The following is an 18,701-nucleotide window of genomic DNA, read 5'->3' as shown; positions in this document are numbered from 1 at the left end:
GCGTCGTCGTCACGGACGGGAATATTCCTCTCGCTGACCGGATGTGGCATTGCGTCGATAGCTCACTCGATGAAAGAAGGCGCCCACGCGGGCAAAGAGTCCGGGCTCGGCCTTCGAAGGCGGCGCACGACGTTTGGTGGTCTGGCTGGCTTGCGCCGTGCGCACCGGCTTGTCACCGGCACGGTTCGCGCGATTGTTCGGTTGGTTCGATGCCGTCGCCCGGCGCTGCGTGGCGTCGTCCTCGGCGATGGCAACCGGCGCCGCCGCGACAGGGCTCAGGCCGGGCCGGTCCAGAGCAGGCGGGCTGCCGGCGAGCCTGATGTTCTCGGGATGCGCCGTCACGGGCGCTTCCACCACGCCCGATGACTGCGTGGCCGCCAGTACCGGCTGATCGATGCCGAGTGTCTGCCGGGCACTGTTCATCGCTTCGGCATAGACGCGCTGGTCGTGGTTGAACCACATGCTGTATGCGACGGTGCCGAGGACGCCTACGCCGAGCGCAGTCGCCGAAGCCATCCACAGCGCGAGACGGCCGAAGCGGCGCGGCGTGCGGACGGGCGCCTCGTCGGGATCGGCGTCGTCGTCGAAGTCGGCGAGGGACTCGGACAAAGCAGGCACGGAGGGATCGTTAGCGGGACTCGGGCCGCCTGCGAACGGCTCATCAGGTAGCTCAGCGTGTTGAGGCATGGCAGCGCTCCAGAATCATGTTCGTCGACGGCGGCAGGCGTTCGGTGCATGCAGTGCGCGGTGCGGCCCGGCGCATGAGCCGGGTGACACGCCATGCGATTAGGTCGCGCAAGACGAGTGATGCGCGGCACGTGCCGAATCGATCGAAAAAACAAACGAATGAATCTCGCGCATTTGAAGCATCGCGCGATGCAAACGCTCGCCGCAAGCCGGCAAAAAGTACGAGGTGCGGCGGCAGCTACAGGACAATAGTGCTTGCCGGGGCGATGCGCGTGACTGCCGCGCCGCACCGCGCCCGTGCAAAGGATGAATAGTACCGTAGCAACGACGAAGCCAGCAGCCCACGTGCGAATTCCTCAGATCAACGATGCTTCGATGGGTTGCATCGCGTCCACGCCGATTGCGCTTTGCATCTTGCCTCAAGCATGTTGCGTGCAGAACTCAATTCGCTGCGTCGTCGGTCGTGAACGGCTGCGGGGAATTGCGTTCGGGCAGGCCGTAGCGCTCGAATTCCGATATCACCTGTGCGCCGAAAAGCAGCAGGGTCGCGAGCGCTTCCAGGCTGAACAGCACGACGATGGATGTCGTCAGCGAACCGTACACGACGCTCACTTGCGAGAGCGTCGCGAAGTACCAGACGAGTACGTGCCGCGTGATCTCCCACAGCACGGCGGCCGTCACGCTGCCGAGCAGCGCGAGCCGGAACGATGGCCGTCCGACCGGCATCACGAGATAGATCGACGTCAGCACGAAAATCTCCCCCGCGACGCCGAGCAGGTACAACAGCACGCGCGACGCGCCCTTCAGCGACACTTCGACGCCGAGCAGCATCACGCTGTTGTCGCCCATCGCCTGAAGGCCGTTCGACACGAGCGTGACGATCAGCATGCCGACGCCGAGGAAGAGGATGTAGCAATAAGGCAGCAGCGCGGACAGCAGGAAATGCCGCCGGCGGATCGCCACGCGATGCACGAAGATCACCGACATCGCGTTCTCGAGCACGGTGAAGGCGAGCGAGCTGAAGAAGATCATCGTGACGAGCAGCAGCCAGCCGATGACTGCGCGATGCGTCAGAAAGTTGGCGAGTTCGCGCACGATCGCCCGCGCCTGTCCCGGCACGAGCCATTCGAGCAGATGCGCGAGCGTTTCGAGCAGTTCGCGCTGGCCGACGAACTTCGACAGCACGATGACGATGAGGATGAGCAGCGGCACGATCGACAGCAGCGCGTAATACGCGACCGCGCCCGCGAGCAGCATGCCCTGATTGGCGCGAAACGCCTTGATCGTGCGCTTGAGGAAGCCGAACGGATGGCGCGCGACGTTGTGAAGCTGAGGCCCCAATACAGGGCCGAGAATCTTCGACATGGGACCTCCGCGACGCGCGCATGTGCGGCGATGGGCGCGTTTGTCCTGCCCGCCTGCCTCTAACAAAGGATTCGAGGCTCGGGGAGCAAGTTGCGCGCCCAACGGCGGAGTTCAGCCCGCGTTGTCGGCGTCGGCGTCGGCGTTGGCGTTGCTGCGCGCAGCCGCTTGTTGCGCAGCCTCTTCGAATGCGATGTCGAGCAACGCGTCAACATCGCGTGCGGGCATGTCGGCCGCTTCGATGCGGCGCAGGCGGCAGAAAAGCGCGAGCGCTTCGGCGGCGGCGGCGAAGGCATCGCCCAAGGCCAGGGCGGGGACTTCCGGCTGTGCGATTCCCGAATCGCGGGACAGGAGGCGTTTTTTTCTCATGGCCCACATATCGGCATCAATGCGGCTTTACTTGAGCGATATGCCGCGCATCGTTCACCTTTGCGGCGTCATGCACTAATCTTGCATGAGCGGCTGCGCGACGGGTCCTTGCCGGCGCGCCCCATCGCATGTTCATCGCGGCTTCTTTTTGTCTGCCGAACGCGACGGGTGAATCACGCGTTCATCCGCGCTTTCGTCCACGCGTTCAGCCTGGGAGACGGTCATGCCTGCTTCTCACGTAGCCGATTCGTCCGCGCCCGGCCTAGGCGCCGATATCGAAGTCGTCAACGCAGACGAACGCCTCTATAACCACGATCTCGCACCCGTTCCGCGCTCGCGCCGCACATGGACGGGCTACAGTATCTTCGCGATGTGGATGTCCGACGTTCACAGCGTCGGCGGTTATACGTTCGCGGCGAGCCTCTTTCTGCTCGGCCTGTCCGGCTGGCAAGTGCTGCTCGCGATGACCATCGGCATACTCATCGTCTATGTGCTGATGAACTGGGTCGGCAAGCCGAGCCTCGTGCACGGCATTCCGTTCCCGGTGATGGCCCGCGTGTCGATGGGCGTCATGGGCGCGAATCTGGCCGCGCTGATTCGCGGAGTCGTCGGCATCGTGTGGTACGGCGTGCAGACCTACTTTGCATCGAAGGCGGTCGCGACGCTCCTGCTGCTCTTCGTGCCGTCGGCGGTCGCACTGCGCGATTCGAGCTTTCTGCGGCTCGACATGCTCGGCTGGGTCAGCTTTCTCTTCATGTGGCTGCTGCAGCTCGTGATCTTTCAGCGCGGCATGGAGATCATCCGCAAGTTCATCGACTTCTGCGGGCCGGCCGTGTATGTCGTGATGTTCTTTCTGATGGGCTGGATTCTCTACCGGGCGGGACTCGGCAGCCTCGACCTCACGCTGTCCGGCAAGGTCCTGCCCGGCGACGAACAATTGCACGCGATGATCAACGCGACGCTGCTCGTGGTGAGCTACTTCGCCGCGCTGTTGCTGAATTTCGGCGATTTCTCGCGCTTTGCAAAGAGCGAGCGGCAAATGAAAGTCGGCAATTTCCTGGGCCTGCCGTTCAACTTCCTTGCATTCGCCGTCATCACGGTGATCGTCACGGCGGGCAGCGAGAAGGTCTTCGGCACGATGATCATGGACCCTGTAGAAATCGTTTCGCGCATCGACAACAAGTTCGCGGTGGCGATCGGCAGCATCACGTTCATCATCGCGACGATGGGCATCAACATCGTTGCGAACTTCGTTTCGCCGGCTTACGACATCGCGAATCTCTTTCCGAAGCACGTCGATTTCAAGAAGGGCGGACTGATCGCATCGATACTCGCGGTCGTCGTGTGTCCGTGGATCTTCGTCGACAGCCCGAAGGCAATCACCATCTTCGTTTCGGTTTTCGGCGCAGTGCTCGCACCGATGTACGGCGTGATGATGGCGGATTACTACCTCGTCAAGCGCCAGAACGTGAATGCCGCCGAACTCTACACGATGCAGCCCGGCGCGCGTTTCTACTACGACGGCGGATGGAACAAGGTCGGGCTTGCCGCGCTGCTGCTGTCGGGCGCGATCTCCGTGGGATGGGAACTCTCGACGCAGCTTTTGAAGATTCTGCCCGCCAACAACCTCGGCTGGCTCATCGGCGCGGTGGCCGGGGCGCTGCTGTATGTCGTCCTGATGCGGATTGCACGGCGCAGATAAGCGTTCGCATCGGCGGGGGCCATCTCAACTTGAGACGTTCGAGCATTCGAACGAGACGCCGCGGCATTCGCGCGGGCGTCCCGCGCCCCTAAGCTCTCTTCAACGACAGACGAACGCATTGGCGTTCGCCGCGTCCTTCGAAAAGGAGAGGGCACATGAACACGAATCTTCCATCCAGGCCTGCGCCGATGCCCGTCGCGTTCTTCGGCATCGCCGTCGGTGCGCTGGCGCTTGCCGGTGCATGGCGCGCGGCCGCCGGCGTGTGGCCGGTTCCCGCGAGCGTGCCGGCGCTGTTGACGGTCGCCGCGCTCGCCGTGTGGCTCGTGCTGATGGCCGCCTACGCGCACAAGTGGCTCACGCAGCGCGCCGACGCCATCGCGGAGATGCAGCATCCGGTGCAGTCGTCGTTCGCGGCGCTCGCGCCGGTATCGACGATGCTCGCGGCGCAAGCCGTGCAAGGCCAGTCGCGGGCATTGGCAATCGCGCTGTTCGCGGCGGGCGTCGTCAGTCAGCTCGCGCTCGGCGCGTATCTGCATGGACGATTCTGGCAAGGCGGCCGCAAGCCCGAACTGACGACACCCGCCGTCTATCTGCCGACGGTCGCGCCCAGCTTCGTCGCGGGGACGGCCGCAGCGGGCCTGGGCTGGACGCAGATCGGCATGTTGTTCTTCGGGGCGGGTGTGTTCTCGTGGCTGGCGATCGAATCCATCGTGCTGCATCGCGCGGCGGTGCATGAACCGCTGCCCGACGCACTGCGCCCGAGCCTCGGCATCCAGCTCGCGCCGCCGGTCGTCGGCGGGGTGTCGTATCTCGCGATCACGCACGGCTTGCCCGACCTCTTTGCGACGATGCTGCTCGGCTACGGGCTGTATCAGGCGCTGATGCTCGCGCGTCTCGTGCCGTGGATTCGCCAGCGCGATTTCACGCCGTCGTACTGGGCATTCAGCTTCGGCGCGGCCGCGCTGCCGACGATGGCTATCCGCATGATCGAACGCGGCGCGCAAGGGCCGGTCGAGTGGATCGCGCCGGTGGCCTTTGTCGCGGCCAATATCATCATCGCGATGCTGGTCGCCGCAACGGTGCGGGCGATGATTGCAGGGCGCTTGCTGCCGGCGACGGTCGTGGCAAAGCGCGCCTGATGCATTCGCTGCGTCGTCTCGCGCGAAGCCCCCGCACAAAGACGACGCAGCGCTTCACGCGAGCTCGTTTTTCAGCGTCCCCACGACGAACTCCCGCAGGAACGCGACCCACGTCTTGATCTTCGCATCGAGATACTGGCGCGACGCGTACATCGCATAGATCGTCATGGTCTGCAGTTCCCATTCCGGCAGCACGCGCACGAGCGCGCCGCTTTTCAGCAACGGCTGCACCGACAGCGCCGGCAACGGCGCAATGCCGAGCCCGCCCGTGACCGCGACGGCGAGCGCGTCGGCGGCATTCACGCGCAGGCGGCCCGGCGGCAGGTCCACTTCGACGCTGCCCTGCGGGCCTTCGAAAATCCACCGGTCGACCGGAAAAAATGCCGTAACGAGCTGCAGGCAGGCGTGACGGGTGAGATCGTCGATGGTGCGCGGCACGCCCGCCCGTTCCAGATACTGCGGCGACGCGCACAGCACGCTCGGCATCGAGCAGATGCGGTTCGAGACGAGTGCGGAATCCGGCAGCGTCGATGTCGTGATCTGCAGGAACACGTCGTAGCCTTCGTCGAGCATGTCGGGGACGTTCTGCGAGAGCGTCAGCTCGACGCGGACCTGCGGATGGGCATCGAGATAGCGCGTGAGCGCCGGCACCACGTAGTGCTGCCCGAACGTGATCGGCGCATGCATGCGCAGCAGGCCGCTCGGGGACACTTGTGCGTTGCTGGCTTCGGCTTCGGAGACATCGACGAGCGCGATCACCTCCTTGCAGCGGGCGAGATAGCGATTGCCGGCATCCGTGAGCGCCACGCGGCGCGTCGTGCGATTGAGCAGCCGCGTGCGCAGATGCGTCTCGAGTTCCGTGACTGCCCGCGACGCCTGCGCCGTGGTGATGTCCAGCTGTTGCGCCGCCGCAGTGAAGCTCGATGCTTCCGCGACGCGCGTGAAAATCCGCATGCTCCGCAACAGGTCCATTCGCCCATCCCGTTTCGACGAAGCCCGCACTATCCCACGAGCATGCACGCCGGCGCAACGGCGGGCCGGGGCGTTGCCTTGTTGCCGACCGTTCGTTTCAGCGTTCACATCTGTTACAGGGCTTGTAACGCAAGCGCGGGCCGTCGCGAATAACATGGATTCATGGCCGTACTGTCATTGCGGCCTTCGCGCAGAGGAAGAAATGAAGATCAAGCGTTTCATTGGGCTGGGCATCGTTGCGTGCGCGGGTCTCGCTTGCGAGGCGGCGACGGCGGGCGTGAGCATCGGGGTGAATCTCGGGATACCGGTCGCGCCGGTTTATGCCGCGCCGCCGCCCGTTTATGTGCAGCCGCAGCCGGTCTATGTTCAGCCGCAGCCGGCTTACGTCGAGCAGCAACCGGCCTATGTGGAGCAGCCGGGGCCGCCGCCTGTCGCGTATCAGGCTGCGCCGCCCGCCGTGTATCCGCCCGCGCCGGTGATCGTGGCGCCCGCGCCGGCGGTCGTCATCGGCTGGCATGGCGACCGGTACTGGGACGGCGCGCGCTACTGGGATCGTCGCGACTGGCGCGCGCATCACGGCGGCTATGGTTATCGCCACTGGTAAGCCGGCGCACGCGAGGAGGTCATCGTCATGAAGAAGCGAAACAAAACGGAACCGGGCACGCGAAGACTCGCACGCTCGCTTGTGGCACCGGTCGCGCTCGCCGTTGCGGCGGGACTCGGCGGTTGCGTCTATGCGCCGCCCTATGGCTATGCGCCCGCGCCGGCATACGGCTACGCGCCGGCTTATGGCTATGCGTACGGGCCGGCTTACTACGCGCCGTCGGTATCGGTCGGAGTGGGATTCGGCGGCGGTTACGGACGCTGGCACGGGCGGTGATGCGGGCGTCGCTATCGGCGTCGCTGTCGGGCCGCTTCGAGGCGACGACCTTCATGCTGCTTGCGAAGTCGTCGCGATCTTCGTTCGCGGACGCATCGCGCCATCACTGGAACACCCGTTGCTCGGCCTCTGCAAACCCTCGCGGAGAACGCACCATGGCCGAGCAATCCGAAATCCTTCATGCAGCCGAAGCCCGCTGCGAGCACTTCATGCTCGCCGCCAACGGCTGGGTCCCCAACAATGCCCGGCTGCCGGTGCTGCTCTGGCGCGGCGCGGTCGAACCCGAGGGCCGCGACTGCGGCAGCCGCTTCGAGGCGCTGTTCGCGCAGAACGGCTGGCCGCCGCAATGGCGTGACAGCGTCTTCGACTATCACCATTTCCATTCGACGGCGCATGAGGTGCTCGGCGTGGCATCGGGGGAAGCCGAGCTGGTCATCGGCGGTCCCGATGGACGCGCCGTTTCGGTCCGCGCCGGCGATGCGCTGCTGCTGCCCGCCGGCACCGGCCATTGCCTGCTGCAAAGCGCCGGGCGCTTCCAGGTGATCGGCGCGTATCCGCCGAATCAGCAATGGGACATCCGGCGCGACGCCCTGAGCGACGACGAACTGCGCGCGATGCAGGCTTTGCCGTTCCCGGACACCGATCCCGTCGGCGGAGACAACGGAGCGCTGGTCCGGCTATGGCGTTGAGCGGCGCGCCGCGCGCTGTCCTTACTGCTTGACGCATTCTTCGCGGCGGGCGCGCCAGGACGGCAGGCGTTTGACGACGCCCGTCGCGAGCGCGGTGCCCGCGAGCACGATTCCGCATGCCGCCGCCATTCCGATCGACACGCGTTCCGACAGAAACAGCGCGCCCCACAGAATGCCGAAGATCGGGATCACGAACGTCACGGTGATCGCGCGCGCCGGCCCGGCCACCGCGATCAGGTGGAAGAACAGCATGTACGCGACGCCCGTGCAGGCGATACCCAGCCCGAGCACCGCGCCCCACGCGTGCATCGACACCGGCGCTGCCGGCCATGAAACCAGCGCGAACGGCAGAAGCACGAGCGTGGCCGCGCTCATCGTGCCGGCGGCGACGGTCAGCGAATCGACGCCCATCAAATGGCGCTTCGTATAGCTCGCCGCGATGCCGTAGCACAGCGTCGCCGCGAGCGCGGCCAGTGCGGCGAGCGCGGTGCTCGTCGGCGCGATCGCGGAGGCCGCCGCGCCGGCAGGATGCGCGAAGGTCTGATCCCACACGAGCGCGAGCACGCCGGCAAAGCCGATCGCCAAACCCGCGACGCGCAGGCGGCTCAGGCGGTCGCCGAGCCAGAAGAAGGCGACGAGCGCGCCCCAGAGCGGCGTCGTCGCGTTGATCACGGAGGTCACGCCCGCCGACAGCGTCAGCTCGGCATACGCGAAGAGACAGAACGGCGCGGCCGAGTTGAACACGCCGACGACGATGAGCGGCCAGGCGCGCCGGCGCATCGTCGCGATGGCTTCGCGCGGCGAGCCGCGCAGCGCCAGCACGATCAGCAGGAACAGCGCGCCGATGCCGACGCGCAACGCCATCAGCGGCGCCACGCCGAGATCGGTCACGCCGACACGGATGAACAGGAACGAGCCGCCCCATAGCGCGGCGAGTACGAGCAGTTGAGCGAGATTGACAGGGTTCATGGCGGGCTTCGCAAGAGAGTCGGGAGCGAAGCCATCGTATCGGCGGGAGGGCGCGCGATGCTTCGGCGCGGCGTGAAACGAAAGATGCTTCGCGCGACAGGAGACTCATCGTAGGCGCGGGCGTCGTTCGGGACAAACGAGCAATTCTCACCGGTATGTGAAAGAAATTGCGATACGTCGCTCGGTTCATGCCCGCGAAGCCCGTGGATCGGCCTATGTCCGACGGACGAGTGGCGCGCGCGGGGGGGGGGCGGTGCGACTCTTGCGTCATCGATACGCGCATTGGTTCGGTCAATGCATCGGGCAAGCACAAAGGAGAGAGAGCCATGGCTAACGCAAACGGCAATGCATCGGGGAGCACGTCGGGTATCACGACAGGCAATGTGTCGAACAACGGCGCGGGAACGCCGGCCGGACAGCCGCCGGAACCGCCGCTTTCGCGCAGCGCGGTGACGAGCGCAATGGAAGCGGCGCTCGGACCGGGCATGGAGCAGGGCGATCACGACAATGTCACGCCGCTCGCGCCCGGAGCCGCGCATCGGCCGGTGCGCAATGTGCCGACGCGTTCGCCGGCGCATGTGCACGGCAGCGCGCTCGAAGGCGGCGACAGTCCCGCGGTGCTCGCGCAGCCGGCTTCCGCATCGTCGGAGGGGCAGGGCAGCCGCTTCCATCCCGATCCGGCTTCGACGAGCGGACGCGCGAAACGCGTGATCGCGGGCGCGCAGGACGTGGCCGTCGCGCGTTATCGGCGCGTCACCGAGGGCACCGACGACTTCGTGCACGACAATCCCTGGAAGGCGATCACGCTTGCCGGTATCGGCGGGCTGATCGTCGGCCTGTTGATTTCGCGCTGAACGCATCGCGCCGCGCGGCGGGCCTCGTCCTTGCTCGCGGGCGTGACAGGGCGGCGCTCATCGCCGTGCCGAACGGACATGAATGGAGAACCGGACACAGCGGGAACCGGGCGCCGCGAAGTGTGGACGCATCGAAGGGCGGCCGTGGCGGAGCCACGGCGCGTCCTGATCGCGCATTCGGAGCCAAACGTGGGCGACTCGTTCGCGCTGCTGCTCGCCATGCGCGGCTTCGAAGCCGTGCAGATCGGCGATGCAGAACGCGCCGTTGAACTGGCTTCGACCTGGCGTCCGCAGGCGGTCTTCGTCGATACGCGTCTTGGCAGGGCGTCAGGCGGCCAGACGCCGCCGGGAAGGCATGACCACTGGGTCGTGCGTGAGTTGCGCAAAGGAGCCGATACACCCGATACCGCGCGACAGCTGGTGATCGCCTTCGGCAGCGACGAAGCGCGCGATCCGTGTGAGGCGCTACGCACAGCCGGCTATGACGGCGTGTGCCGGAAGCCGTGTCCGTTGTGGTGGCTCGTGGATGTGCTCACGCGGTTTTTTGCGCAATGAGACAACGCAGGCGCGCTTTGGTCGATGTGTCGGGCCATCGTCCAAAGAGAAAGGGCAGCACGAAGGCTGCCCGATTTCATCGAAGGTCGCGTACTGCTCGCGCGTCGGGCCAGCCGCACAACGCGACGGAACAGCGCGACCCGTCATGCCATCAACGTCGATTGAAATCGTTCGTTTCGAGTTCGACCGATTGTCCGCCGTTGCGCTCGAGCGTTCGCCGGGCTGCCTGCTCGATCTCCACGCGTCCGCCCTCGAATGCACTCAGCATTGCGTGCGACGAAGTGCCGGCATTGCCGAAGTGATCGTTGAGCGCATCCAGAGACACGCTGCACCAGACTTCGCGTCCGTTGACTGTCGCTTCGAATGCGACTCGCGCTGCCGCCACGACGTGACGCCGCCCGCTGAACTCAATCGCCATCCTTCACCTCCTGTTTTCGTCAGAGAAACGCTGATTCGCCTGCAACGGGCATGCCTGCATGACGGACCGTTGTCGCGCTAACAGCACGAACAGCCGCCCACATGACGCATGCCGTAACCGCCCACGTTTTCTTTCGCTTGCGCGCTGCTGCTTCGTACCGATGGCGCGCCGATGGTGACGCGCATCGCGGTTTCGCCGCACTCGGGACAAGGCGCGGGTTCGTCGCGCTCGGCGATGCGGCGTACCGTTTCGAACGCGCCGCATCGCGCGCACTCGTAGTCATAAACGGGCATGGTGCTTTGGTCGGGATAGGGGATAAGGACAGTGTAGCAAGTCGTATTGGCAGCAAGGCATGTTCCGCGCGTAAGGCCGACGCAAACACTCGAGCGAAGCCGCGTGGCATCGGTATTGCTGAAGAAGCGGGCAAACAACCGCCTAAGGAGGCTTCAATGAAACGCAATGCAGTTCTGCTCACCGCGCTGGCATCGGCGCTTCTTTCCGCCGCGCCGGCAGTCGCGCTCGCGCAGACGCAGGCGGCCAGCACCACGCAAGCCAATGAGCTGGGATCGCCGGACAAGGAATTCGTGCAGGCTGCGTCGATGTCCAGCTCGACCGAGATCGATGCCAGCAAGCTTGCGAGCAAGCAGTCGCAAGACAAGGACGTGAAGAACTTCGCGCATCACATGATGGTCGATCACACCAAGCTGACGCTGCAGCTCAAGATGGCCGCGCCGCACGGCGTGACCGTGCCGAAGGACAACTCCGACACCGCGGTGCTCGATTCGCTGAAGGGCCTGAAGGGCAAGGAATTCGATACCGCCTATATCAAGACGGTCGGCGTCGAGGGACACCAGAAAGCCGTCGAGGCTTTCCAGAAGGAAGCGCAGGAGGGCCAGAACGCCGATCTGAAGAAGGCGGCTCAGAAGGCGCTGCCGACCATCCAGCAGCATTTGAAGATGGCGCAGGATCTCGCGGCCAAGAAGGGCGTGCAGTAAGCAGTCCGATGACGGCGCGGCGGGAAGCCGCGCCGTCTCTGCAATCATGCGTCAGCGCGCGCCCTGGCGCAGCAGACGCTCCCGCGCTTCGGGAATCGACTCGAAGACGCCGCCGCCTTCATCGAAGACCGACACCTCTCCCTGCCCGATGTCGTAGACCCAGCCCTGCACCTGCAGTTGCTTCAGCGCGAGCCGCCCGGCCACCGCCGGATGCGTGCGCAGATGTGTCAGTTGCAGCCGGATGTTCTCTTCGACCATCGCCTGCACGACGCGTCCTTCCTCCAGTTTCCTGGCCGTCACGACGCTGCGCGCCGCTTCCGCGTTGCGCAGCCACGCGTGAACCGTCGGCATTTCGTCGGCGATGGTCGCGCCCGACGCGAGGCCCTTCATCGCGCCGCAATCCGAATGGCCGCAGATCACGATCTGCCGCACGTTCAGCGCAAGCACCGCGAATTCGACGACCGCGGAGACGCCGCCGAGCATCTCGCCATACGCCGGCACGATATTGCCGATGTTCCGGCACACGAACAGCTCGCCGGGGCGCGTCTGCGTAATCATTTCCGGCGATATGCGCGAGTCCGCGCACGTGATGAACAGCGTATGCGGAGTTTGCCGATGCGCGAGGCTCTTGAAGAGCGCTTCGCTGTCGGGAAAGACGAAGCGGCTGAAGTCTTCGGCGCCTTGCAAAAGGTACAGGAGATCGGGCTGATCGGAGCCTTCGCGTTCTTCGGTCATCGTGGATTTATCGGACATGGGGGCCCTTTGATTGCGGATCGGCGAGCGGCCGCCCGCCGCCAGCCGAAAGCTTGCGGGGTTTTGAGATGATGCGCAAGTCATCGGCGAATCCCGCGCACGCGCGGGCGCATCTGCCGCTTCATTTCGGTTTTCGCACGGCTTTATAGTTCTTGACGAATCGGTTCGGCGAGTCTGTTAGTTTTACCCTTCGATAGTCACCGAAAACTGCCTCGCACGCGCTTTCGCACATGCTCACCGATCCCGATCCCAAGTCCGATACCTACCAAAGCGCGGCGCGCTGCTATTCGAACGGCGATTTTCAGCAGGCGTTGCACATTCTGAACCCTTTGATCGAAGCCGCAGCCGGTGATCCGGAGGCGCTTAATCTGGCCGCTATCTGCTGCTATCGGCTCGATCGTGCCGCTGATGCAGAGAGCCTATGGCGCCGCAGTATCGACGCGGACCCCGCGCACGCGGGCAGCTATTGCAATCTCGCCAATCTGCTGATGTCGCAGGAGCGTCTGGCGGATGCGGAGGCTGTTTATCGGCGAGCCATTTCGATCCGGCCGGAGTTCGCCGAGGCGCATTACAACTTGGGCAATCTCTTGCGGGAACTCGGCCGCCCGGAAGACGCGGAAGCGCACTTGCGCGAGGCACTGCGCATTAGCCCCGGTCTCGCGGAAGCGCATTACAACCTGGCGGCGTTGCTGGCCCGACAAGGCCGCGTGGAAGAAGCCGAAGCCGCATATGTCGCCGCGAGGACCGCACGCCCCGACTACGCCGAAGCGCATAACAATCTCGGCAACCTGCTGCGCGAGCAGGGGCGGCTGAACGAAGCACGCGCGGCGCTGCGGCGCGCCGTGAGCGTGCGCCCCGGCTTCGCGATCGCTCATCACAATCTGGGGCTGGTGCTGCAACAGCTCGGCGATCACGCCGGGGCGCAGGCGTTCCACCGGCGCGCGACGCAACTGCAACCCGGCTATGTCGAAGCGCACTGCGGCCTTGGACAGGCGCTCATGTCGCAGCGGCGTTACGCGGAAGCCGAAGCCGCATTTCACGCGGCGCTGGCGCTGCGCGCAGGCTATGCCGATGCTTCGATGGGACTCGCGCGGGCGTACGCCGAGACGGGGCGGCCGGACGATGCGGCGCGTACGTATCGCGAAGTGATACACCGCGTGCCCGATCACGCTGACGCGCACGCCGCACTGGCGTACCTGTTGTATCGCGAAAAGCGCATCGACGAAGCTGAACGCATGTACCGCGCGACGCTTGCCTTGTGTCCCGACGCTCCCGAACTGCATTACAGCCTCGGTGTGCTGCTGGCCGGCGAGGGTCGTCTGCCGGAGGCCGAAGCGGCGTATCGTCAGGCGATCGCGCTTTCGCCCGATCACGCGCCGGCTCATGCGAACCTTGGCCGCGTCGTTTACGACCTGGGCCGGCCGGCCGAGGCGGAGTCGCTATTTCGCCAGTCCATCGCCATTCGCCCCGATCTGGCGGCCGCGCACAACAACCTTGCAGGCGTGCTCAAGGACACAGGCTGCATGGACGAGGCCATCGATTCCTTCCGGCGTGCGATAGCTTGCGCACCGGAGGACGAGTGCATCCATCGCAATCTCAACTACGCGTTGACTTATTGCGCCGAGAAGTCGAAAGACATTCTGGACGAATGTCTGCGTTTTGCCGCGCGGCATGAAGCGCCGTTTCTGCGGGGGACAGTAAGTCATCCGAACGAACGGTCAGTCTCCAGACGCCTGAGAATCGGTTATGTCGCGCCGGATTTTCGAAATCATTGCCAGTCGATGTTCACTGCACCGGTGCTCGCGCAGCACGATCACGCTTCGTTCGAGATCTTTTGCTATTCCAGCGCCAGGCGGCCCGATGCCATCACGGAACAAATGCGTCCGCTCGCCGACGTCTGGCGTGACGTCGCCGCGCTCGACGATGCCCGCCTCGCGCAACTGATCCGCGACGACGGCATCGACGTGCTCGTCGATCTGACGATGCACATGGCGTCCGGCCGCCCGTTGCTGTTCGCCCGCCGTCCCGCGCCCGTGCAGGTGCAATGGCTCGCCTATCCGGGCACTACGGGCAGCAGTGCGATTCGCTATCGCCTGACGGATCCGTGGATCGATCCGCCGAACGAGCCGATGACGGAGCGCTGCAGCGAGCAGTCCGTCTGGCTTCCCGAGACCTTCTGGTGTTTCGATCCACGCGTGACGACCCCGGACGCGCCGGACGACGGGCCGTTGCCTGCCGAGCGAAACGGCGTAATTACGTTCGGATGCCTGAATAATCCGTGCAAGGCATCGGCGCGCACGTTGCGCATGTGGGCGGCCGTGCTCGCGGCGGTGCCCGAAGCGCGCTTCATCCTCCTGGCGGAAGCAGCGCCGCGCGCGCGGTACAGCCAGCAATTGAGCGCGCTCGGCGTGGACATGTCGAGGGTGACGTTCGTCGGCTATCAGGAACGCGTGGCTTATCTGAGCACGTACAACGAGATCGATATCGGTCTCGACACCTTTCCTTACAACGGCCACACCACGAGTCTTGATGCGCTGTGGATGGGCGTGCCCGTGCCTTCGCGGGCAGGCGAGACGGCCTGCAGCCGGGCGGGACTCAGTCTGCTGATGAACCTCGGCTTGCCCGAACTCATCGGCCACGACGACGACGCTTACGTGGAAATCGTCACCCGTCTTGCGAACGATCGTCCGCGTCTCGCTGCATTGCGCGCGTCCCTTCGCTCACGCCTCGAAGCCTCGCCGATGATGAATGCTCCGCGCTTCACCCGGCACCTGGAAAGCGCTTATCGCCAGATGTGGCGCGCGTGGTGCGACGAATCGGCGGGGTAACGACACATCGCGTCCGGCCTGTGCCTCATGCATGGACGCTTCGGTTTTTCCGAACCAACGCGCTCGGTTTCGTGCATTTCATGCCGTCGATGCTTCGGCTAGATTGTTCGCATCGAAAGCAATTGGAAAGGATTCGACATGAAATGCCCTGCCTGCCCCGCGACGGACCTGCTGATGACCGCTCGTGAGGGCATTGAAATTGATTACTGCCCGAAGTGCCGCGGCGTCTGGCTCGATCGCGGCGAACTGGATCATCTCATTCGGCGCGACGAGCAGGTGTCGCTGCAGCAAATGCAGCCGCCGCAACAGTATTCCCGCGATGGCGACTGGGGGCGTCGGGACCACGATCACCGCTATGGCGATTCGAAAGGACGCCACGGTTATCCGCGTCGCAAGAAGTCTTTTCTCGGCGAATTGTTCGACTTCGACTGAAGCAGTCAGCAGGTGCAGCGCAACTTCCTACGCAACGGAGAATGGCATGGCAACGGTGAGGCAAGTCCTGAAGGCGAAGACCGATACGGCGGTCCATACGATCGGCGCCGACGCGAGCGTCTATGAAGCGATCGCGTTGATGTCGCACGCGGGCGTCGGTGCGCTCGTCGTGACGGCGGGCGGCGATCAGAACGGCGCGGTGCGCGGCATCGTGACCGAGCGCGACTATGCGCGCAAGGTGATCCTGCAGGACAAGGCGTCGCGCACGACGACCGTTGGCGAGATCATGTCCGCGCCTGTGTTGTCGGTCGGCCTTGCCACGCGCACGGACGATTGCATGGCGCTGATGACGCGCCATCGCATCCGTCATCTGCCGGTGATCGAGGGCGTGCGGCTGGTCGGGATGGTGTCCATCGGCGACCTGGTTCGGCATGTGATCGACGAGCAGCAGTTCGCGATCGATCAACTCGAGTCCTACGTGCGCGGTCCGCATCACGATGCGCCCACTTGCGCACTCACGCGCCGCAGTCCGCTGCCGCAGACGCTCGCGACGCGGCTTGCGTGATTTTCATCGGCCGGCTCAGGTCGCGTCGGCCTCGGCCGGATACACGGCTTCCCGGGGGACGGCCTTCTCATTGCGGCGCAGGCGGTTGACCTGCGCCAGCCCGAGCGACAGCCCGGGGTCCAGATAATGAATGACGAGGCTGCGGCGCTCGCCTTCGAGCACGTCGAGATTGCAGTGCTGCATCAGAAAGCCGTTGAACACATAGACGCTGCCCGCCGTGCCGCGGATACGCGTGCACAGTCCCTTGTCCAGATGACGTTGCGTGCGCGCCGCGCGAAGCGGGAAGGGTAGCGCGCGCTCGCCCCACTGCATGCTCTTGCGCAAGACGTTGTCGCGGCGTCGCGGAATGCCGCGCGTCTTCGGATAGACGACGAGATCGCCACTGCGGTCATCGTCGCTTGCGGTTTGCAGCACGATGACGAGCGTCAGCACCTGCGAATCGAAATGACGGCAATGGCTGCCCGACGTCGATGCGCTGCTTCCCACGCGAAGCCCGAACCACGGTCCCATCGTTCCATCGACACGCATCGTCGACGCAAGCCACCTGGACGCGGCGCGCACTGCTTCGCTCTCCAGCTCCCTGAACGCGATATCGTCCCGCAGCGTATGCACGATGTCTTTGGCGCAGCCGAAAAACTGCTCGTGATCCGGCGTCGCTTCGTAAGCTGCATCGAGCTGGCGGTTGATCGCGCTGAGCGTCGGCTGCGCCACCATCGATTCGAAAATCGCGATACCGCCTCGCGATGCCTGTGTCAGGGCGGCACGGTCTTGTGCATTCATTAGGCGCTCTCGGAATGACGTGAATGGACGGCGATTCGCTTGCGGGTGGCTCGTTCTGCGTCACATTTGATAGGTAATCCTATGCTTGCGCACCACGCCGCTATGTACGACGACGCACGCATGTTCGACGCAGGCTCTATCCGCGTGAAAGCATCAGCCGGGGTGACGATACAACGCCTATGTGCGCTGCCGCGCTTAACAACGATTGCGAGCGCGCCGATATGAGCGCAAGCCGACATAGCAAACGTGAACGCGCATCGGCGGCTGAACGAAGCGTGCGTATGCGCACGGAGCGGGCTGTACCGCACGGGTAAATTTCCGGCAACGGGGACGAGCCTGGCCAGGTTCGTTGGCAGTCACCCACGCGTGCAAACAACAAGAGGCGGTCGCCGCTCGCTTTCAAACGACGACCCCCAGCGACATGCGACGGTAGAACAATGAATAGGGTATTGGAAAGGGCATCGCTCGAAGACAAGCTGTGGGTGGCGAGTTTCATCGCAGCCGTCGGTAGCGACGTGCTCTCGGGCGTCATCCGCTACTACACCTCCATGGCAGGCGTGCCGCAGGCCGCATACCTTCCCAAGCTGCTGATGCTTGCATGGGTGATGGTCACGCTGATCAGGCGTCCCAAGGCGAGCCACGCGCTCATCGCGCTGTACATGCTCGCGGAATCGTTCGTCTCGCTATCGCATGGCGTCGCGCCCGAAGCCGTCGGCTTCTGGCTATGGACGGTCACGCCGATGCTTTTCGCGCTCACCGCTACGCCGCAAGCACTTGCCCTGCTCAACGGCCGCGCGGCCACAACGGGATTCGCGGTGCTGGCCGCGCTCTGCGGCATCGGCATTCTCGCCAACACGTTCATGACGATGCCGTGGGTCGGCGTCAGCGTCTCCGTCGGCGGGCATAACGTGCGGGCCGCTGTGGCGTCGTATGTCGGCATCGCATCGCGGCTTTCGGGCTTCGGGCGCGACAGCGCATCCACCGGACTGATGGCGGGCCTTCTCACGGCATGGCTGCTGATGCGCACCGACAAGCGCTGGTTGCAGTGCGTGTTGCTCGCGTGCGCGGGCGCGGCGATTCACGCGACGACCAACAAGACAGCGCCGGTCTCGCTCGCCATCGTCGTCATTGCGCATTGCTTCTTTTCCACGATGACGATCAGGCGCGCCTGCTTATGGGCGGCGGGCATCGCGATCGCGTTTCCGTTCGTGTCGTATATCGCCACGCTGATGTTCAATCTGTCTGGCACCGGCTTCACGACGCTCGCTTCGTTCCAGGACCGCATGTTCAACACCTGGCCGGTCATCATGGAAGGATTGCTAAAGAATAATCGCATCTGGCTCGGCCTGGGACCTGGCGGCTTCGGCTCGGCAACGACGTATTACGAGAGCGTGTTTGGCTTCAACGTCGCCTACGCCGACAACTCGCTGCTGTATGCGCTCGCGAACTTCGGCATCGTCGGGGCGTTCCTGCTGGTCGCGTTCTTCGTTCGATTGATGATGCGCGCTCCGACCGACGACCGGCCGACTTGGGCGATGCTGCTCTACCTGCTCTTTTCCTGTGCGACGACCGATACGTTCGAATCGATCGGCTGCCTGCTGTTCTTCGGCATCACGCTGAGCTTCATGCGCGAAAACGCGGCGTTCATGCAACCGCACATCTGGCGCTTGCCCGCCCGCTTTACGCCGACGAACTGGCGCACGCGCGCAACGGTGATCGATGCGCCTCACGACGGACTGCGAGGGCTCTGAC

Annotated in this window: 21 protein-coding genes and 1 pseudogene; 13 read left to right on the top strand and 9 right to left on the bottom strand. The window is 64.7% G+C overall.

Features of this window, described 5'->3' with window-relative positions; translation table 11 throughout:
- Positions 1 to 9: 9 nt before the first annotated feature.
- The 3 genes from P9255_RS26390 to P9255_RS26380 form a co-directional block, all read right to left on the bottom strand.
- Positions 10 to 618, bottom strand: coding sequence for a hypothetical protein (locus P9255_RS26390; protein ID WP_309764811.1), 609 nt, complete (start codon positions 616 to 618; stop codon positions 10 to 12).
- A gap of 510 nt (positions 619 to 1,128) precedes the next feature.
- Entirely contained in the window at positions 1,129 to 2,052 is a 924-nt protein-coding gene (locus P9255_RS26385) for a YihY/virulence factor BrkB family protein (RefSeq protein WP_309764812.1), read from the bottom strand.
- Between the two features lie 111 nt (positions 2,053 to 2,163).
- Positions 2,164 to 2,418, bottom strand: a complete 255-nt coding sequence (locus tag P9255_RS26380) for a hypothetical protein (protein ID WP_309764813.1) — start codon at positions 2,416 to 2,418, stop codon at positions 2,164 to 2,166.
- Between the two features lie 223 nt (positions 2,419 to 2,641).
- Here P9255_RS26380 and P9255_RS26375 point away from each other — a divergent pair, with 223 nt between their 5' ends.
- Both P9255_RS26375 and tehA read left to right on the top strand, forming a co-directional pair.
- Positions 2,642 to 4,120 carry an NCS1 family nucleobase:cation symporter-1 gene (locus P9255_RS26375; RefSeq protein WP_309764814.1) on the top strand — a complete coding sequence of 493 codons (1,479 nt, stop codon included), beginning with the start codon at positions 2,642 to 2,644 and terminating at the stop codon, positions 4,118 to 4,120.
- Between the two features lie 155 nt (positions 4,121 to 4,275).
- Complete coding sequence (gene tehA, locus P9255_RS26370) at positions 4,276 to 5,259, top strand: dicarboxylate transporter/tellurite-resistance protein TehA (protein WP_309764815.1); 984 nt, start codon at positions 4,276 to 4,278, stop codon at positions 5,257 to 5,259.
- Positions 5,260 to 5,313: 54 nt separating this feature from the next.
- Here the strand turns inward: tehA and P9255_RS26365 are convergent, their stop codons facing one another.
- Positions 5,314 to 6,231 (bottom strand): LysR family transcriptional regulator, encoded by a 918-nt coding sequence (locus P9255_RS26365; protein ID WP_309764816.1) that lies wholly within the window; start codon positions 6,229 to 6,231, stop codon positions 5,314 to 5,316.
- A 202-nt stretch (positions 6,232 to 6,433) separates the two neighbouring features.
- On the opposite strand from P9255_RS26365, the gene P9255_RS26360 reads away from it, so the two are divergent.
- The 3 genes from P9255_RS26360 to P9255_RS26350 all read left to right on the top strand — a co-directional run bounded on the left by P9255_RS26360 (position 6,434) and on the right by P9255_RS26350 (position 7,800).
- A complete protein-coding gene (locus P9255_RS26360) occupies positions 6,434 to 6,835 on the top strand; it encodes a hypothetical protein (protein ID WP_309764817.1) in 402 nt (133 codons plus the stop codon).
- Positions 6,836 to 6,862: 27 nt separating this feature from the next.
- Entirely contained in the window at positions 6,863 to 7,111 is a 249-nt protein-coding gene (locus tag P9255_RS26355) for a hypothetical protein (protein ID WP_309764818.1), read from the top strand.
- A gap of 155 nt (positions 7,112 to 7,266) precedes the next feature.
- On the top strand, positions 7,267 to 7,800 hold the full coding sequence (locus tag P9255_RS26350; protein WP_309765457.1) for a cupin domain-containing protein: 534 nt from the start codon (positions 7,267 to 7,269) through the stop codon (positions 7,798 to 7,800).
- Positions 7,801 to 7,821: 21 nt separating this feature from the next.
- Here the strand turns inward: P9255_RS26350 and P9255_RS26345 are convergent, their stop codons facing one another.
- Positions 7,822 to 8,769, bottom strand: a complete 948-nt coding sequence (locus P9255_RS26345; protein ID WP_309764819.1) for a DMT family transporter — start codon at positions 8,767 to 8,769, stop codon at positions 7,822 to 7,824.
- A gap of 326 nt (positions 8,770 to 9,095) precedes the next feature.
- On the opposite strand from P9255_RS26345, the gene P9255_RS26340 reads away from it, so the two are divergent.
- Both P9255_RS26340 and P9255_RS26335 read left to right on the top strand, forming a co-directional pair.
- A complete protein-coding gene (locus P9255_RS26340; protein WP_404980429.1) occupies positions 9,096 to 9,623 on the top strand; it encodes a YqjD family protein in 528 nt (175 codons plus the stop codon).
- A gap of 189 nt (positions 9,624 to 9,812) precedes the next feature.
- On the top strand, positions 9,813 to 10,178 hold the full coding sequence (locus tag P9255_RS26335) for a response regulator (protein ID WP_309764820.1): 366 nt from the start codon (positions 9,813 to 9,815) through the stop codon (positions 10,176 to 10,178).
- Between the two features lie 151 nt (positions 10,179 to 10,329).
- Here the strand turns inward: P9255_RS26335 and P9255_RS26330 are convergent, their stop codons facing one another.
- A complete protein-coding gene (locus tag P9255_RS26330; protein ID WP_309790680.1) occupies positions 10,330 to 10,596 on the bottom strand; it encodes a DUF1488 domain-containing protein in 267 nt (88 codons plus the stop codon).
- Positions 10,597 to 10,673: 77 nt separating this feature from the next.
- The gene (locus tag P9255_RS26325) at positions 10,674 to 10,889 is read right to left on the bottom strand and encodes a zinc ribbon domain-containing protein (RefSeq protein WP_309764822.1); all 216 of its coding nucleotides are present in this window, start codon (positions 10,887 to 10,889) and stop codon (positions 10,674 to 10,676) included.
- A gap of 156 nt (positions 10,890 to 11,045) precedes the next feature.
- Between P9255_RS26325 and P9255_RS26320 the strand changes: the two genes are divergently transcribed.
- The gene (locus P9255_RS26320; protein ID WP_309790679.1) at positions 11,046 to 11,591 is read left to right on the top strand and encodes a DUF4142 domain-containing protein; all 546 of its coding nucleotides are present in this window, start codon (positions 11,046 to 11,048) and stop codon (positions 11,589 to 11,591) included.
- 51 nt (positions 11,592 to 11,642) lie between these two features.
- On the opposite strand, the gene P9255_RS26315 is transcribed toward P9255_RS26320, so the two are convergent.
- Positions 11,643 to 12,344, bottom strand: coding sequence for a carbonic anhydrase (locus P9255_RS26315; RefSeq protein ID WP_309764824.1), 702 nt, complete (start codon positions 12,342 to 12,344; stop codon positions 11,643 to 11,645).
- 215 nt (positions 12,345 to 12,559) lie between these two features.
- On the opposite strand from P9255_RS26315, the pseudogene P9255_RS26310 reads away from it, so the two are divergent.
- From P9255_RS26310 to P9255_RS26295, 4 genes and pseudogenes are all read left to right on the top strand, one after another.
- A pseudogene (locus P9255_RS26310) lies at positions 12,560 to 14,521 on the top strand (tetratricopeptide repeat protein); the annotation flags it as partial.
- Between the two features lie 18 nt (positions 14,522 to 14,539).
- Positions 14,540 to 15,172: a hypothetical protein gene (locus tag P9255_RS26305; protein WP_309765459.1), complete on the top strand. Its 633-nt coding sequence runs from the start codon at positions 14,540 to 14,542 to the stop codon at positions 15,170 to 15,172.
- Positions 15,173 to 15,310: 138 nt separating this feature from the next.
- Positions 15,311 to 15,604, top strand: a complete 294-nt coding sequence (locus P9255_RS26300; protein ID WP_309764825.1) for a zf-TFIIB domain-containing protein — start codon at positions 15,311 to 15,313, stop codon at positions 15,602 to 15,604.
- A gap of 46 nt (positions 15,605 to 15,650) precedes the next feature.
- Positions 15,651 to 16,169 carry a CBS domain-containing protein gene (locus P9255_RS26295; RefSeq protein ID WP_309764826.1) on the top strand — a complete coding sequence of 173 codons (519 nt, stop codon included), beginning with the start codon at positions 15,651 to 15,653 and terminating at the stop codon, positions 16,167 to 16,169.
- 15 nt (positions 16,170 to 16,184) lie between these two features.
- Here the strand turns inward: P9255_RS26295 and P9255_RS26290 are convergent, their stop codons facing one another.
- Positions 16,185 to 16,949: a hypothetical protein gene (locus P9255_RS26290; protein WP_309764827.1), complete on the bottom strand. Its 765-nt coding sequence runs from the start codon at positions 16,947 to 16,949 to the stop codon at positions 16,185 to 16,187.
- A 437-nt stretch (positions 16,950 to 17,386) separates the two neighbouring features.
- On the opposite strand from P9255_RS26290, the gene P9255_RS26285 reads away from it, so the two are divergent.
- On the top strand, positions 17,387 to 18,700 hold the full coding sequence (locus P9255_RS26285; RefSeq protein WP_309764828.1) for a hypothetical protein: 1,314 nt from the start codon (positions 17,387 to 17,389) through the stop codon (positions 18,698 to 18,700).
- Position 18,701: the final 1 nt, after the last annotated feature.

Origin of the sequence: Caballeronia sp. LZ019 (genome assembly GCF_031450825.1) — a bacterium.
Taxonomy (GTDB): domain Bacteria; phylum Pseudomonadota; class Gammaproteobacteria; order Burkholderiales; family Burkholderiaceae; genus Caballeronia.
Note: the sequence above shows the minus strand (reverse complement) of the source record. Positions and strands in the feature narration are given on the sequence as shown.